Source organism: Halomonas sp. PAMB 3232 (genome assembly GCF_031954225.1).
Taxonomy (GTDB): domain Bacteria; phylum Pseudomonadota; class Gammaproteobacteria; order Pseudomonadales; family Halomonadaceae; genus Vreelandella.
In genome coordinates this window covers 739660-754209 of sequence record NZ_CP134865.1, presented here as the reverse complement: position 1 = coordinate 754209, position 14550 = coordinate 739660, and the positions used below count along the sequence as shown (strand labels likewise).

Annotated in this window: 15 protein-coding genes and 1 tRNA gene; 9 read left to right on the top strand and 7 right to left on the bottom strand. The window is 62.6% G+C overall.

Annotation, left to right across the window (positions count from 1 at the left end; genetic code table 11):
- The first annotated feature begins 37 nt into the window (after positions 1–37).
- A complete protein-coding gene (locus RN346_RS03535; RefSeq protein ID WP_311962129.1) occupies positions 38–1147 on the top strand; it encodes an aminotransferase class I/II-fold pyridoxal phosphate-dependent enzyme in 1110 nt (369 codons plus the stop codon).
- A 22-nt stretch (positions 1148–1169) separates the two neighbouring features.
- Here the strand turns inward: RN346_RS03535 and RN346_RS03530 are convergent, their stop codons facing one another.
- The 6 genes from RN346_RS03530 to RN346_RS03505 form a co-directional block, all read right to left on the bottom strand.
- A complete protein-coding gene (locus RN346_RS03530; protein WP_263584954.1) occupies positions 1170–2126 on the bottom strand; it encodes a branched-chain amino acid transaminase in 957 nt (318 codons plus the stop codon).
- On the bottom strand, positions 2123–3229 hold the full coding sequence (locus tag RN346_RS03525) for a class II histone deacetylase (RefSeq protein ID WP_263584955.1): 1107 nt from the start codon (positions 3227–3229) through the stop codon (positions 2123–2125). Before RN346_RS03525 ends, RN346_RS03530 begins: the two co-directional genes overlap by 4 nt.
- A gap of 105 nt (positions 3230–3334) precedes the next feature.
- A complete protein-coding gene (locus RN346_RS03520; protein WP_311962128.1) occupies positions 3335–4279 on the bottom strand; it encodes an ornithine cyclodeaminase family protein in 945 nt (314 codons plus the stop codon).
- 187 nt (positions 4280–4466) lie between these two features.
- The gene (locus RN346_RS03515) at positions 4467–4823 is read right to left on the bottom strand and encodes a RidA family protein (RefSeq protein ID WP_263584957.1); all 357 of its coding nucleotides are present in this window, start codon (positions 4821–4823) and stop codon (positions 4467–4469) included.
- A 113-nt stretch (positions 4824–4936) separates the two neighbouring features.
- Positions 4937–5248 (bottom strand): hypothetical protein, encoded by a 312-nt coding sequence (locus tag RN346_RS03510; protein ID WP_263584958.1) that lies wholly within the window; start codon positions 5246–5248, stop codon positions 4937–4939.
- A gap of 83 nt (positions 5249–5331) precedes the next feature.
- Positions 5332–5418, bottom strand: a tRNA-Leu gene (locus tag RN346_RS03505).
- Between the two features lie 112 nt (positions 5419–5530).
- Here RN346_RS03505 and queA point away from each other — a divergent pair.
- The 5 genes from queA to secF all read left to right on the top strand — a co-directional run bounded on the left by queA (position 5531) and on the right by secF (position 11124).
- Positions 5531–6562, top strand: a complete 1032-nt coding sequence (gene queA, locus RN346_RS03500) for a tRNA preQ1(34) S-adenosylmethionine ribosyltransferase-isomerase QueA (protein ID WP_311960213.1) — start codon at positions 5531–5533, stop codon at positions 6560–6562.
- A gap of 38 nt (positions 6563–6600) precedes the next feature.
- Positions 6601–7737 (top strand): tRNA guanosine(34) transglycosylase Tgt, encoded by a 1137-nt coding sequence (tgt, locus tag RN346_RS03495; protein WP_311962127.1) that lies wholly within the window; start codon positions 6601–6603, stop codon positions 7735–7737.
- A gap of 99 nt (positions 7738–7836) precedes the next feature.
- Complete coding sequence (gene yajC, locus RN346_RS03490; RefSeq protein WP_252106781.1) at positions 7837–8163, top strand: preprotein translocase subunit YajC; 327 nt, start codon at positions 7837–7839, stop codon at positions 8161–8163.
- 131 nt (positions 8164–8294) lie between these two features.
- Positions 8295–10148, top strand: coding sequence for a protein translocase subunit SecD (gene secD, locus RN346_RS03485; RefSeq protein ID WP_311962126.1), 1854 nt, complete (start codon positions 8295–8297; stop codon positions 10146–10148).
- A 49-nt stretch (positions 10149–10197) separates the two neighbouring features.
- Positions 10198–11124 (top strand): protein translocase subunit SecF, encoded by a 927-nt coding sequence (secF, locus tag RN346_RS03480; RefSeq protein WP_311962125.1) that lies wholly within the window; start codon positions 10198–10200, stop codon positions 11122–11124.
- A 114-nt stretch (positions 11125–11238) separates the two neighbouring features.
- Here secF and RN346_RS03475 read toward each other — a convergent pair whose 3' ends face one another.
- The gene (locus RN346_RS03475; protein ID WP_311962124.1) at positions 11239–12033 is read right to left on the bottom strand and encodes an inositol monophosphatase family protein; all 795 of its coding nucleotides are present in this window, start codon (positions 12031–12033) and stop codon (positions 11239–11241) included.
- A 178-nt stretch (positions 12034–12211) separates the two neighbouring features.
- Between RN346_RS03475 and RN346_RS03470 the strand changes: the two genes are divergently transcribed.
- The 3 genes from RN346_RS03470 to iscR all read left to right on the top strand — a co-directional run bounded on the left by RN346_RS03470 (position 12212) and on the right by iscR (position 14515).
- Positions 12212–12970: an RNA methyltransferase gene (locus RN346_RS03470; RefSeq protein ID WP_311962123.1), complete on the top strand. Its 759-nt coding sequence runs from the start codon at positions 12212–12214 to the stop codon at positions 12968–12970.
- 80 nt (positions 12971–13050) lie between these two features.
- Positions 13051–13911 carry a serine O-acetyltransferase gene (gene cysE / locus RN346_RS03465; protein WP_311962122.1) on the top strand — a complete coding sequence of 287 codons (861 nt, stop codon included), beginning with the start codon at positions 13051–13053 and terminating at the stop codon, positions 13909–13911.
- Between the two features lie 136 nt (positions 13912–14047).
- Positions 14048–14515, top strand: a complete 468-nt coding sequence (iscR, locus tag RN346_RS03460; protein WP_263584965.1) for a Fe-S cluster assembly transcriptional regulator IscR — start codon at positions 14048–14050, stop codon at positions 14513–14515.
- The last annotated feature ends 35 nt before the right edge of the window (positions 14516–14550 follow it).

Genomic DNA, 14550 nt, shown 5'->3' with positions numbered 1-14550 from the left:
AGTTATTACTATCAGTTATTACTTTCAGGATACCGTTATGCCCCGCTACCCCGATCACCTGACCGGCGAAGGTCCGGTTAACCCGTTCCCCGGCATCAAGGTGCTGGAGAGACGCATCGGCCGCGAAATCCCCCATCGACTGGGTTCCAATGAAGGGCTCGATATGCCTCACCGGGCGCTGCGTGAGCATTTCGGTGATGCCGCCACCGAGCACGCCTACTGCTATGGCGATGCCGAAGCGCTGGGCGTGCGCCAACGTCTTAGCGATCAGCAGGGTATCAAGCTCGACGAGCTGCTGGTGGATGCCGGTGCCGACAGCCTGATCGCGCTTTCATTACGAACCACCTGCATGGCCGGCGACACGGTGATCAGCACCGCGGGCACCTACCCCACCTTTGGCTATTTTGCGAAAGGCCAGGGCTGCCGGCTGGTGGAACCGCCCTACTTTGAAGCACCCGGCGTACTCGCGCCGAACCTCGACGCATTGGCCGAAGCTGCGCACCAGGAAAACGCGCAGCTGGTGTATCTTGCCAATCCGGATAACCCAAGCGGCTATCTGCACGACGACAGCGCCATTTTGAAGCTAAGAGAAGCACTGCCCGATCACTGCTGGCTTCTGCTCGACGAGGCCTATGGCGATTTTCGCGACGATGCGGGCAGCGACTTTGCCGCTCGGGCGCTTCCCGGCGTCATTCGTTTGCGCACACTATCGAAAGCCCACGGGATGGCTGGGCTGCGTATCGGCTACGCCATTGCTGACCCTGACGTGCTCGCCATGATGATGAAAGTGCGTATTCATTATGCGGTCTCGGCGTTCACCCAAGCGGCAGCGGAAGTGGTGCTGGATAACATGGACGAGGTCAATCAACACGTTCGTGACGTGAAAGCGCGCCGGGAGCGCCTCGCCGAGCATTTTCGCGCACTGGGGGCCGATGTGCTGCCAAGTGCCACTAATTTCATCGGTATTCGGCTGGCCAGCAGCGAGCTGGCCGAGCGCGTCAACCGCGAGCTGCTCGAAGATGGCCGGCTGATCGCCCGCCCGGCGCACCCGGCACTCGGCCACGTGCTCCGGGTGACTGCCGTGGCGGATGCGCTAAAACCCGGGCGGCTGGCCATTCTGGAGCGGGCGATCAACGCGTCCACCTGACGCTCCCAAGCCGAGCCCGCCGTTAGGCGGGCGTCAGCCAGTGCTTAAACTCATCAAGCTCTCCGCGTACCGCTTGGCGATACAACTGCTGCAACCGGGCAGTCACGCTCTCATGGCTGATCGGTTCACTGACCGGCGGCGCGCCGGCGCGGGTGCCGATATGACGCCCATCGAGCTCGCGCAGTGGCAAAATCTCCGCGGCGGTGCCGGTCAAGAACGCCTCGTCGGCGGTGTAGAGTTCGTCGCGGGTGATGCGCCGCTCGCGTACCTCCAACCCGAGCACTTGGCGGGCCAACTGAATCACGCTGTCCCGCGTGATGCCCTGCAGGCACGAGGTCACCTCGGGCGTGTGCAATACGCCGTCGCGCAGCAGAAAGACGTTGGCTGCCGAGGCTTCGGCCACGTAGCCTTCGGGGTCGAGCATGATGGTTTCGTCGAAGCCCGCCTTCACTGCGGTATTCAGCGCCAGTATCGAGTTGACGTAGTGGCCGCTGGTCTTGGCGCGGCACAGGCTAATGTTGACGTGGTGGCGTGCCCAGGAGGAGGTCAGCGCGCGAAGCCCGTGCGTGGCCGCCTGGGGCGAAATGTACGGCCCCAGATCCCAGGCGGCGATCATCACATGCGTTTGCAGCCCCTGAGCGCGTAACCCTAAACCTTCGGCGCCGAGAAACACGGTCGGTTTGAGATAGGCATCCGTTAGCGCGTTTCGCGCCAGGCAAGCGCGCTGGGCTGCGATCAGCGCTTCTTCGCTGAACGACAGCGGAATATCCAGCGAGTGGGCGCTTTCCACCAGCCGCCTGGTATGCTCCGCCGCCCGAAAGATATGCGTCCCGCCCGCTCCGTCGTAGGCGCGCACGCCTTCGAAGCAGCCCATGCCATAGTGCATGGTATGGGTGAGCAAGTGCATTTTCGCGGCTCGCCATTCAAGCCATTCACCATCCTGCCAGATCCAGCCGTCACGGTCGTATAGCGGTGTCATCGGTGGTTGCGCTCCCACTCCGTTTGCCAATGGTCGATCAGCGCGCACTGATGCGGCTGTAATGCCTGGTAACCCCAAGCGGCGATCTCGTCGTTTTGCGGGTCGGGTACGGCAGTATGGCTACCCGCCAAGGCCTGCAGCGTGGCGTGGCCACAAAGCGGTGCGTATCCTTCCGAGTAGCCACCTTCATGAACCAGCACGAGCCGGCCCTGGCAGCAGCGCTCGGCCAAAGCCTTGAGCCTTGACGTCATATCGGCAAAGGCCTGGCTGTTGAGCAGCATCTTGCCCAGCGGGTCCTTGGCGCAGGCATCATATCCGCAGGCGACAACGATCATCTCCGGCGCGAAGGCCTCGATAGCCGGCAGTACCAAGCGCTCGAACGCATACTCGTAGGCCCCAATACCGCACCCGGGCGGCAGGGGCAGGTTGAGATTGGCGCCCAGGCCCTCGCCTTCGCCCTGCTCGTCGAAACCACCGCTATCCAGCGGGTAGTTGGCCGCCTGGTGGATCGAGACGGTGAGCACGTCGGGCTCTTCATAGAACGCAGACTGCTGGCCATTGCCGTGGTGCACGTCCCAGTCGAGAATCGCGACCCGTTTGATTTGACCCAGCGCACGCGCGCGCATGACCGCCACCGGAATATTGCCCAGCAGGCAGAAGCCGCGGCCCTGGTCAGCTTCGGCGTGATGGCCCGGCGGGCGGCAAAGGGCGTAGGCGTTATCGAGTGCACCGGTCGCGACCGCCTCGACAGCAGCGATGGCAAGCCCCGCCGATTGAGTCGCCGCCGCCCAGCTACCCGGCGTGTAAGGGGCGCAGTCGCCGCCATTTCCGCCCATGCCTTGATCACCGGCTTGCAGCGCGTCCAGATAGCGCCGGCTGTGAAACCGCTCGAGATCTTCACGGGCCGCCGGGGCAGGTTTGACGACGTGAAGTTCGTCGATCAGCCCGCTGACTTCGAGAATGTTCTTGAGACGCCGCTTGCTATCCGGGCTTTCTGAAGCGGGTTGAGGCTGAAGGAACTCGCCAGGGGCGGAAAACACGCCGATGGCGCCCTGGTCGTGCCAGAAGCAGCGCTCGTGCCAATAAAAACCGGTTTGGCTCATCGTTTCTCCCTTTTAAAGTTGTTCGCCGGGACCTGGATTAACGTTCCCATCGTCGATGTAATAGCCAACGCGGCCAATCGCCAGCGCCAGGTAAGCGCCCAGGGATCAAGCCTCGGCACCCGACAGCGTCTCCCACACCTCGACCGCCGCGGCGAGATCCTCGAGGGAGGCGCCGACGGACTTGAACAGCGTGATCGCCTTACGCGAGGAGCGCCCGGGATGCTCGCCGCTGAGCACCTCCAAAAGATCGGCCTGAATGTCATCAAAGCGAAACGCCCCTTCGTCGATGGCCTGCAGAATATCGCCCGCCTCGCCTTTCGCGCCGGCGTAGGTGTCCACGAACACCTCGCTCAGGCGCAGGCACTCGGCATCGGTTTCGCGCATCTGCGGGCGAAAGGCACCGATCAAGTCCAGGTGAGTGCCTGGCGTTAGCCATTCGCCCTTGATCAACGGCTGGGTGGAGAGCGTGACGCAGCTGACGATGTCCGCCGCGGCCACTGCCTCGGCCAAATCCTCGACGGCGCGGGTCTCGAACCGGTCGGCGTAATCCCGGGCAATCGCGGCGGCCTTGTTCGGGTTTCGCCCCCACACCAGCACCCGTTTGATGGGCCGCACGCTTGCGTGGGCTTCGATCACCATGGGGGCGAGCTTGCCGGTGCCCACGACCAGCAGCGTCTCGGCGGTGTCCAGCGAGAGCTTGCGGGCCGCCAGCGCGGACGCCGCCGCGGTGCGACGCCGGGTCAGTTCGCTGCCGTCGATACACGCCAGGGGCTGGCCGTGTTTGCCTTCGCTGAGCAGATAAAGCCCGGAAATTGCCGGCACGCCGGCCTCGGCGTTCTGGGGAAAGACGTTCACCATTTTCACACCGATGTAGCCGGCGGCTTCCCAGGCGGGCATCAGGAGCATCGTGGCTTCGCCGTCGGGGCGATGCATGGCGTGATGGTGACGCGGCGGTGACTCCACGCCGTTGAGGAAAGTTCGTTCGAGTCGTTCGATCAGGCCTCTCCATTCAAGGTGACGGGCCACCTCCTCGCTCGAAATCACTCGCATATCGCCTCTCCGTTCGGGTTGTCAGTCATGAGCCTTGCGCTTACGCGCACGCCCCACTGCGCTCAGTGGCCCCATGGAGTTTACCCAAAAACAGCGACTCTTCGCATACCTCAATAATGGGCGCACTCAACGAAAAACCCCGGCGGGCGCCGGGGTTTTCTAAAGCGGGGATCAAACGAGCGATGGATCAGCCGTTGGCCAGTGCCGCCACGACCATGATTTCGACCTTCCACTCGGGCTTGGCCAGTTTGGCTTCAAGGGCGGCACGCACCGGCGGGTTGTTCGAACCGATCCAGGCTTCCCAGGCGACGTTCATCGCATCGAACTCGGCCATATCGGTGACCCAGACCTGGGCGGAGATCAAGTGCGCTTTCGAGGAACCCGCTTTTTCCAGCAGCTCGTCGATGCGCGACAGCACCTGCTCGGTCTGGCCTTTCATATCGGCGGTGGCGTCGGCCGGTACCTGGCCTGCCAGATAAACGGTGCCGTTGTGAATGGCGATTTGGCTCATGCGGGCGTTGCTGTCGTGGTAGGTCACGCTCATGGTGTTTCTCCGTGCATTAAATAAAGAACGCCCCGAGACTACGACATACGCGGCAAAAATGCTTGCTCAACGTGATGAAAACCGTCTCGTTGATTGAAAAAACACAATGAACCTCAGTAGTTGGCAAGAAACCCAAGCCACAGCACGAGGTAAATGAGCCCAACCACCAGCACGGTCAGTAGCGCGCCAATGACCAACGACACCAGCGTAATGCGTGCACTCTCCTTGCCTGAAAGCGGCGACGTGCCGTCTTCACGCTTGTTTCGATTAGGGATCAGCGCAATGACGATAATCCCCCAGAGAGGCAGGAGAATCCCGATTAAAATGCCCAAAACAGTCGGGTAGCCTTTCTTTCTGGCAAAGACCGTATTCAGAATAATGCCGGTTACAGCGATGAAGACCCACCCGACGAGCGTGTAGTCCATAGCGCCCCCAAGCGGCTCCAAAAGCCGGTAGTAGAAGCCAATAAAAAAGGCCTAGCGAAAACGCTAGGCCTTTTTTAACAAGATGGTACCGGTGGCCAGACTCGAACTGGCACGCCTGTTACAGCGGCGGATTTTGAATCCGCTGCGTCTACCAATTCCGCCACACCGGCAATGGCTGGGCATTATACGGAGAATCGCTGCCGGGTCAATCGCATCGACTGACTTTATCGTGTGAAAGCGCTATCCTAGGGCGCCTGTTCGACCACCCACAAGAGCCCTTTAATGCAGCGCGCGGACTTTCATTTCGAGCTACCTGAAGAGCTGATCGCTCGCTACCCCTCCGAGCAGCGTAGCGACTGCCGTTTGCTGTGCCTGAGCGGCCAAAACGGCGCCATCGACCATCGCCGCTTCACCGATCTTCTCGCGCTTTTGGAGCCCGGCGACCTGCTGGTGTTCAACGACACCCGCGTGATTCCCGCCCGCCTGCACGGCCAGAAAGCCAGCGGCGGCAAAGTGGAAATGCTGCTGGAGCGCCCGCTGGATACCCACCGGGGCCTTGCGCACCTGCGTTCGAGCAAGTCGCCCAAACCCGGCACCGAGCTGATCTTCGAAGGCGGCATTCACGCCGTGGTGGAAGGCCGGCGCGATGCGCTCTTTGAGCTGCGCTTTCTGGGCGAGACGCCGATGATCGCGCTTCTGGAAGCGCACGGCCACATGCCGCTGCCGCCTTACATCACCCGCGACGACGAGCTTTCCGACCGTGAGCGCTACCAGACCGTCTACGCCCGCCGCGACGGCGCGGTGGCCGCACCCACGGCGGGGCTTCACTTCGATCAACCGCTGCTGGACGCACTCGCCGAGAAAGGCGTGGAGAGCGCCTTCGTCACCCTGCACGTCGGCGCGGGCACCTTCCAGCCGGTGCGGGTGGACAACATCCTCGAGCACCACATGCACAGCGAGTGGATCGAGGTGGGTGAAGAGGCCTGCCAGAAGGTGCGCGACGCGCAACAGGCAGGGCGGCGTGTGATCGCCGTGGGCACTACCAGCGTGCGCTGTCTGGAGAGCGCTTGTCAGAAAAGTGCGGACGGCCAGATCGCTCCTTACAGCGGCGATACCGACATCTTCATTTACCCGGGCTACGAGTGGCGCTGCGTGGATGCGTTGATCACCAACTTCCACCTGCCGGAATCGACGCTCTTGATGCTGGTGTCCGCCTTCGCGGGCTTTGACAACATCCAGCGCGCCTACCGGGAAGCGGTCCGCGAGCGCTACGCCTTCTTCAGTTACGGCGACGCCATGCTGCTGACGCGCTGATCGCGGCCGCCTCAACGAATTCAGATACGAGTCTAGACATGCGAAACGAATGCTTTATGCGCTTCGAGCGCCTGGCCGAGGACGGCCGCGCGCGCCGCGGCCGCCTTCACTTTCCCCGCGGCACGGTCGAAACCCCGGCCTTCATGCCGGTGGGCACCTACGGCACCGTCAAGGGCATGACGCCGGAATCGGTGAAAGAGATCGGTGCCGAGATCATTCTGGGCAACACCTTTCACCTGTGGCTGCGCCCGGGCACGGAAGTGATCGAGGCCCACGGCGACCTGCACGACTTCGCTCAGTGGGACAAGCCGATTCTCACCGACTCCGGCGGCTTCCAGGTCTTTTCGCTCGGCGAGATGCGCAAGATCACCGAACAGGGCGTACATTTTCGCTCGCCAGTAGATGGCAGCAAGGTGTTCATGGGCCCGGAAGAGTCGATGGCGGTGCAGCGCTCGCTGGGCTCCGACGTGGTGATGATCTTCGATGAGTGCACGCCCTACCCGGCGACTTATCATGAAGCCGAGAAATCCATGGAGCTCTCGCTTCGCTGGGCCAGGCGCTCTCGGAACGCTCACGGCGATTCACCCTCGGCGCTTTTCGGCATCATCCAGGGCGGCATGCACCCAAAGCTTCGCGAGCGCTCGCTCGCGGGGTTGATGGAGATCGGCTTCGATGGCTTGGCGATCGGCGGGCTTTCCGTGGGCGAACCCAAGGAAGAGATGATCAAGGTGCTCGACTACCTGCCGACCTGGATGCCGGATGACAAGCCGCGCTATCTGATGGGTGTGGGCAAGCCCGAGGACCTGGTCGAAGGCGTGCGCCGCGGCGTGGACATGTTCGACTGCGTGATGCCGACCCGCAACGCGCGAAACGGCCACCTGTTCGTCTCCACCGGCACCGTCAAAATTCGTAACGCCACGCACCGCCACGACACCCGACCGCTCGATGACGAGTGCGACTGCTACACCTGCCAGAATTTCTCGCGCAGCTACCTGCATCACCTGGATCGCTGCAATGAAATGCTCGGCTCGATGCTCAATACGATCCATAACCTGCGCTTTTATCAGCGGGTCATGGCGGATTTGCGCGAGGCAATCGAAGCGGGTACATTGACCGCCTTTGTGGAAGGCTTTTATGCCCAGCGCGGCCTGCCCGTGCCACCGCTTGCCAAGTGATAAAAAGCAGCGATACCAGATTGATCGCCACTCGCGTGCGCGAGTGGTTTTATCCCATTTTCCATCAACCTCAACGTCATTAACCCAGGAGCTCGCTCGATGCTGGATTTCTTCATCTCGCCGGCGCATGCCGAAGGTGCCGCCGGCGGCGGCGGTATTGCCCAAATCGTCATGCTGGTCGGTTTCGTACTGATTTTCTATTTCCTGTTGTGGCGCCCGCAGGCCAAACGCGCCAAGCAGCACAAGCAGCTGGTCACAAGCCTGGATAAAGGCGATGAAGTGGTCATCGGCGGCGGTCTGGTCGGTCGCGTCACCAAGGTCAGCGACGAATTTTTGACCCTTGAAGTCTCCGAAGGCACCGAAGTGAACGTGCAGAAAAACGCCGTGGCCGCGGTACTGCCCAAGGGCACTATCAAGTCCATCTAATCTTCGCGCCCCACCCTGCCGACACGTGCCAGCCACCCCGGCACGGGTGAGATGGTCGATGATGGTAAACGTTGCCGTACGCGGGCTGCCCGCGTACGGCAATTCCGTATGTCATTGAAGGCAGGGCTTACATGCTCAACCGTTACCCCCTGTGGAAGTATCTGCTGATACTGGTCGTTTTGATCGTTGGCCTTATCTATTCGCTTCCCAATTTATTTCCCGCCGATCCCGCCATTCAGATTAGTAGCGCCCAGGGCGATGCCCTGAGCGAGCACGACGTATCCCGCGTACGCGATGCCCTCGATGAGCGCGATATCGCCGTCACCGGCGTCGAGCAGGAGAACGGCCAGTGGCTGATTCGCCTGGCAAGCGACGACGACCAGCTCGACGCGCGCGACGCGGCAACCGAAGTGCTGGGTGGCGATGCCACCGTGGCGCTGAACCTGGCCGATGCCACCCCTGGTTGGCTACAGGCGTTCTCCGCCTCGCCGATGACTTTAGGGCTCGACCTTCGCGGCGGCGTGCACTTCCTTTTGGAGGTGGACATGGACGCGGCGATCACCCAGCGCCTGGAAGTCAACGCCAGCGCCATGCGCGAGCTTCTGCGCGGCGAACGTATTCGCTATCGCAATACCGAGATCGATGGCCAGACCCTGTCGCTCGATTTCGCAAGCTCGGAAGACCGCGACGACGCCCGCCAGCTGATCAGCCGCGAGTTTCCGGACTTCGATTACGCCAGCAACGGCAGCGGCCGCTCGGCAAGCCTGGCCATGACGCTTAGCGACCAGGTCGTGAGCGAAATCCAGGACTACGCCATCAACCAGAACCTGACCACGCTGCGTAACCGGGTCAACGAGCTGGGTGTCGCCGAGCCGATGGTGCAGCGCCAGGGGCCAAACCAGATCGTGGTGGAGCTGCCGGGCATTCAGGACACCGTGGCCGCCAAGCGCATCGTCGGCGCCACCGCGAACCTGGAGTTCCGCCTGGAAGCGCGGGGCGACACGCCGGAGATGGAAACCGAAAGCTTCGGGTTTCGTAACAACGACGGCCGCAGCGCGCAGCTGATGCGCGATGTGATCATTACCGGCGACAGCGTGTCGAGCGCGAGCAACAGCTTCGATGAAAACGGCCGCCCCCAGGTCAACATCAACCTGGACGGCACCGGCGGTACGCTGATGAACCGCGCCACGCGCACCAACATTGGCCGCAACATGGCGGTCCTGTTCATCGAGCACAAGAGCGAAGACACGGTGGTCACCGACCCGGAAACCGGCGAGCAGACCATCGAGCGTGAGCCCTACACCGAGCGCGGACTGATCAGCCTGGCCACCATTCAAAGCGCGCTGGGCAACAGCTTCCGCATCACCGGGCTCGACTCGCCCACCGAAGCGAGCGAACTCGCGCTACTGCTGCGTTCGGGCTCGCTTGCCGCGCCCATCTACTTCGTGCAGGAGCGCACCATCGGCCCAAGCCTTGGCGCCGAAAACATCGAGCGCGGGCTTTTGTCGGTCCAGCTGGGTCTTTTGCTGGTCGTGCTGTTCATGCTCGCCCGTTACAAGGTCTTCGGCGTGTTCGCCACCGTCGCGCTGGGGCTCAACCTGACGCTGCTGGTCGCGGTGATGTCGATGCTGGGCGCCACGCTCACACTTCCCGGCATTGCCGGTATCGTGCTCACGCTTGGCATGGCGGTGGACGCCAACGTGCTGATCTTCGAGCGCATCCGCGAAGAACTCAAGAACGGACTGTCGATCCAGCAGGCCATTCACGCCGGCTACGAGCGCGCCTTCACCTCGATCGTCGATGCCAACATCACCACCCTGCTGGTGGCGGTGATCCTGTTCTCGATCGGTACCGGGCCGGTGAAAGGCTTTGCCGTGACGCTCTCGATCGGTATTTTGACGTCGATGTTCACCGCGCTGATGGTGACGCGCGCCATGGTCAACCTGACCTACGGCAGCAAGCCCGTTAAAAAGCTATGGATCTGATCGCCATGTTCCAGACCCTCGCGCTTCGCCCCGACTTCAAGAGGTGGTCATGAAACCCCTAACACATCTGTACATCGACTTCATGGGCCGGCGGAATCTGGCGTTCATCGCCTCCGCCGTCATGCTGGTCGTGTCGATCGTCGCCATTGCCGCGTTCTCGCTCAACCTTGGCCTGGACTTCACCGGCGGCACGCTGATCGAAGTACGCTACGGCGCGGCGCCCTCGCTCGACGCCGTGCGCCAGCTGCTGGAAGCCAGCGGCTTCCAGGACGTCTCGGTGCAAACCTTCGGCGCCTCCACCGAGGTGCTGATTCGCCTGCAGCAGGCGTTTGATCCGGACGTGGGTACCAATGTCGTCAATCTACTGCGTGAAAGCGGTGACAGCGTCGATCTGGTCCGCGCCGAGTTCGTCGGCGCCCAAGTGGGCGATCAGCTGCGTGATCAAAGCGGCATGGGCCTGATGGTCGCGCTCGGCGTGGTGATGCTGTATGTGGCGCTGCGCTTTCAGTACAAGTTCGCCATCGGGGCGCTTTTGGCGCTGATTCACGACGTCATCATCGTGGTCGGCGTGTTCGCGCTGTTCCAGCTCGACTTCGATTTGACGGTGCTGGCGGCGATCCTAGCGGTCATCGGCTACTCGCTCAACGATACGATCGTGGTGTACGACCGTATCCGCGAGTCGATTCGCACCTCGCGCATCGACGACATGCCGCAAATCTTCAACGAAGCGATCAACGCCACGCTCTCCAGGACGCTGGCGACCTCCGGCACGACCATTCTCGTGCTACTGGCGCTGCTGGTGCTCGGCGGCGACATGATCCAGAACTTCGCCATTGCGCTGCTGGTCGGCATCGGCGTGGGCACCTTCTCCTCGATCTATATTTCCGGAGCGCTGCTGCTGCCGCTGAAGCTCTCGCGCGAGGATCTGATCCCGACGAAGAAGGCACTCGACGAAGAGGAAGAGGAGCTGCCGTAAGGCGCTTTTCAACCACGGGCTTTCGAGTCACAAAAAAGCCCCTGCCGGGTAACCGGCAGGGGCTTTTTTTGTTCGCCACTTACTATTCGCGACTCACCAATGACTCATCATTCTTCAAACGTGCGGCGCCAGCTGCTTGATCAGCGCCTTGTAAAGGCGGGGGCCGGCGGCCATCAGTTGGCCTTCGGGTTTGACCGAGGGCTGCCCCTGGAGGGTGCCGATCAGCGCGCCGGCTTCTTTCAAGAGCAGCGTGCCGACCTGCAGGTCCTGCTCTTCGAGCCCCAGCACGAAAGCGCTGTCGACGCGCCCGCAGGCGAGCTCGCAAATATCCAAAAGGCCGCTGCCGGTGGCGATCAGGGTGTCGGTTTGCGGGGCGATGTGCTGCGCCACGCTCAGGTACGCCGGCAGGTGCGCTTCGCGCAGCCAGGACGGCGGCAGGCTCATCGCCATGCGGGTACCGGGGAGCGCGGTGGACTTGCTCACGCGCATGCGCTTGTCGTTGTGCTGGGCGCCGCTGCCGCGGCTGACGATGTACTCGTCGTCGCCAAACGGCGCGATGATGACGGCATGTTCGGGCCGCCCCTTGATCAGACACACCACTGTGAGTGCAAAGCCTTTACCCGCCACGGATACGCTGGAGTAGCCGTGAAGCGGTTCAATCTTCCAGAGGGTCTCGGCGCCGTCGCCTTCGCCCGCTTTATGCGCGGTGTAGCGACCGGTCACGCCGTGCTGCGGATAGCCGCGATCGAGCTGGTGCACGATCGTGGCTTCGGCCTTGCGCGCGGTATCTTCCAACAGGCGCTCGAGGCTGGATTCCTCGTGGGCGTTTTCGATACGTTCGCGAACGCGTAAGAATTGTTCGGCGGCGCCACGCGCGGCGCGCAGCGCAAACTGGACCATCGGATTCATGATCAAACCTTGTCACAGTGATGTTAAAGAACGTTGGGCCGCCCGGATAAAACCAGGTAACGATTCCAGGTAAGGATGGGGGTGGGCGAACCTTTGGCGCGCAATTCTAACAGAGCCCCCTCGGGCTTGCTATCGACTCATGCTAAACTGCGCGTTTTCATCATTACCGAGCCTTTTCATGCTTGAGCGCATTCGCATCGTTCTTATCGGCACCAGTCATCCTGGCAACATTGGCGCCGTGGCCCGCGCCATGCACAACATGGGCCTGGCAGATTTACGTCTGGTCGCGCCGCGCTGCGAAGTGATCACTCAGGAGAGCATTTCGCGCGCCTCCGGCGCGGATCACCTGCTGCACAGCGCCCAGGTGGTCGAGACGCTGGAAGAGGCGGTGGCGGATGCCACTCTGGCCGTAGGCGCCAGCGCCCGCTCGCGCACCCTCCCCTGGCCGATGCTCACCCCGCGTGAGCTCGGTGGCCGGCTTTCGGGCGAGTGCCGGGCCGACAACGCCCGCGTGGCGCTGGTATTCGGCCGCGAGGATAGCGGGCTGACCAACGCCGAGCTTCAGCGCTGCCACGCCCACGTGCACATTCCCACCAACGCGGATTTCAGCTCGCTGAACCTGGCGGCGGCGGTGCAGGTCGTGGCCTACGAGTGCCGCCTGGCCTGGCTCGACGGCAAGCCAAGCGCCTGCCCCCAGAATGAGGCTGAGCTGGATACCGAGACCGAGCTCGCCACCCACGAGGAGCTCGAGCGCTACTTCGAGCACCTGGAGCGCACGCTGATCGCGATCGACTTTCACGACCCGGCCAAGCCGCGCCAGCTGATGGCCAGGCTTCGAAGGCTCTACCTGCGCGCCCGGGTCGAGAAGATGGAGATGGGCATCCTGCGCGGCGTGCTCACCGCGACAGAAAAAGCGGCCGCTGACAAGGCGCGCTAAACTACCTGTCAGACTCGAATTCGAATGCGGCTACGTTAGAGCTCGAAGCGCCGCGCCGTCGCCAGGACGAAGGACCCTACATGTTTGAACGTTTGCGTGAAGATATTAACAGCGTGTTCGACCGCGACCCGGCGGCGCGCAACTTTCTCGAAGTGCTGACCAACTACCCAGGGCTTCACGCGCTGCTGCTACACCGTGGCGCCCACTGGCTCTGGAAGAAGAACCTCAAGTGGTTGGCGCGCAGCATTTCGACCTTCGGGCGCTGGCTCACCGGTATCGAGATTCATCCGGGGGCGACCATCGGGCGGCGCTTTTTCATCGACCACGGCATGGGCGTGGTGATCGGCGAGACGGCCACGGTCGGCGATAACGTCACCCTGTATCAGGGTGTAACCCTGGGCGGCACCAGCTGGAACAAGGGCAAGCGCCACCCGACCCTGGGCGACGGCGTGATCGTCGGGGCCGGTGCGAAAATTCTGGGCCCGTTCACCGTCGGCGCCGGGGCGAAGGTGGGCTCCAACGCGGTGGTCACCAAGGAGGTGCCCGCCGGCGCCACGGTCGTAGGCATTCCCGGCAAGGTCGTCCAGCGCCCGGACCCGGACGTCGAAGCGGCACACGAGGTCGACCCGGCCCGGCGCGAGGCGATCTGCCAGAAATTCGGCTTCGATGCTTATGGCGTGAGCCAGGACATGCCCGACCCCGTCGCCCGCTCGATGCAGGCGATGCTCGATCACATGCACGCCGTCGACGGACGCCTGGAGCGCATGTGCGCCACCCTCAAAAAGCTCGATGCCGGCTACCGCGAGGGAAAGCTCCCTGAACTCAACAGCGACGACTTCGCCGACGTGCTCGACGAGCCCACCCCGGGCTGTGAAAGCGTCGACGCCGCCCATACGCGCGCACGTTCGAACAGTCCAGAGAGCGAAACGCCCCGGCACTGACTCGACCGCCCGTTGATCCCACCGCTCCAGGCGGCGCGGGCCATGCGCGCCACAATAGTTGACCAAAGTACTCGGGATTTCCCATAATGGTCCCACACTTTCGTCCGTGCGCTCATGACCAGCACCGGGATACCCTATGCGTTTGACCACCAAAGGCCGTTACGCCGTGACGGCGATGCTCGATCTGGCGCTGCACGCCGAGCAGGGCCCGACGTGTTTGAACGATATTTCCAAACGTCAGGAAATTTCGCTTTCCTATCTCGAGCAGCTCTTTGCCAGGCTGCGCCGGGCGGGGCTGGTCAAGAGCGTACGTGGCCCCGGCGGTGGCTACCTGCTGGCCCGCGGGCTCGACGACATCAGCGTGTCTCAGGTGATCGATGCAGTCGACGAGCGTGTCGACGCTACGCGCTGCCAGGGCATGTCGGATTGCCAACAGGGCGATATCTGCTTAACTCACTATCTATGGTGCGAGCTCTCCAACCAGATTCGTCAGTTTCTCGATGACGTCACTCTGGCAAAGCTCGCCAGGCGCCCGGACGTGCTGCAAACGGCCACCCGTCAGCGCCACCGCGTCGATGCGAGCATTCTCGCCTCGTCGCAATGACCGCCCTTTTACCATTTGATGAGCCGCTGGACACC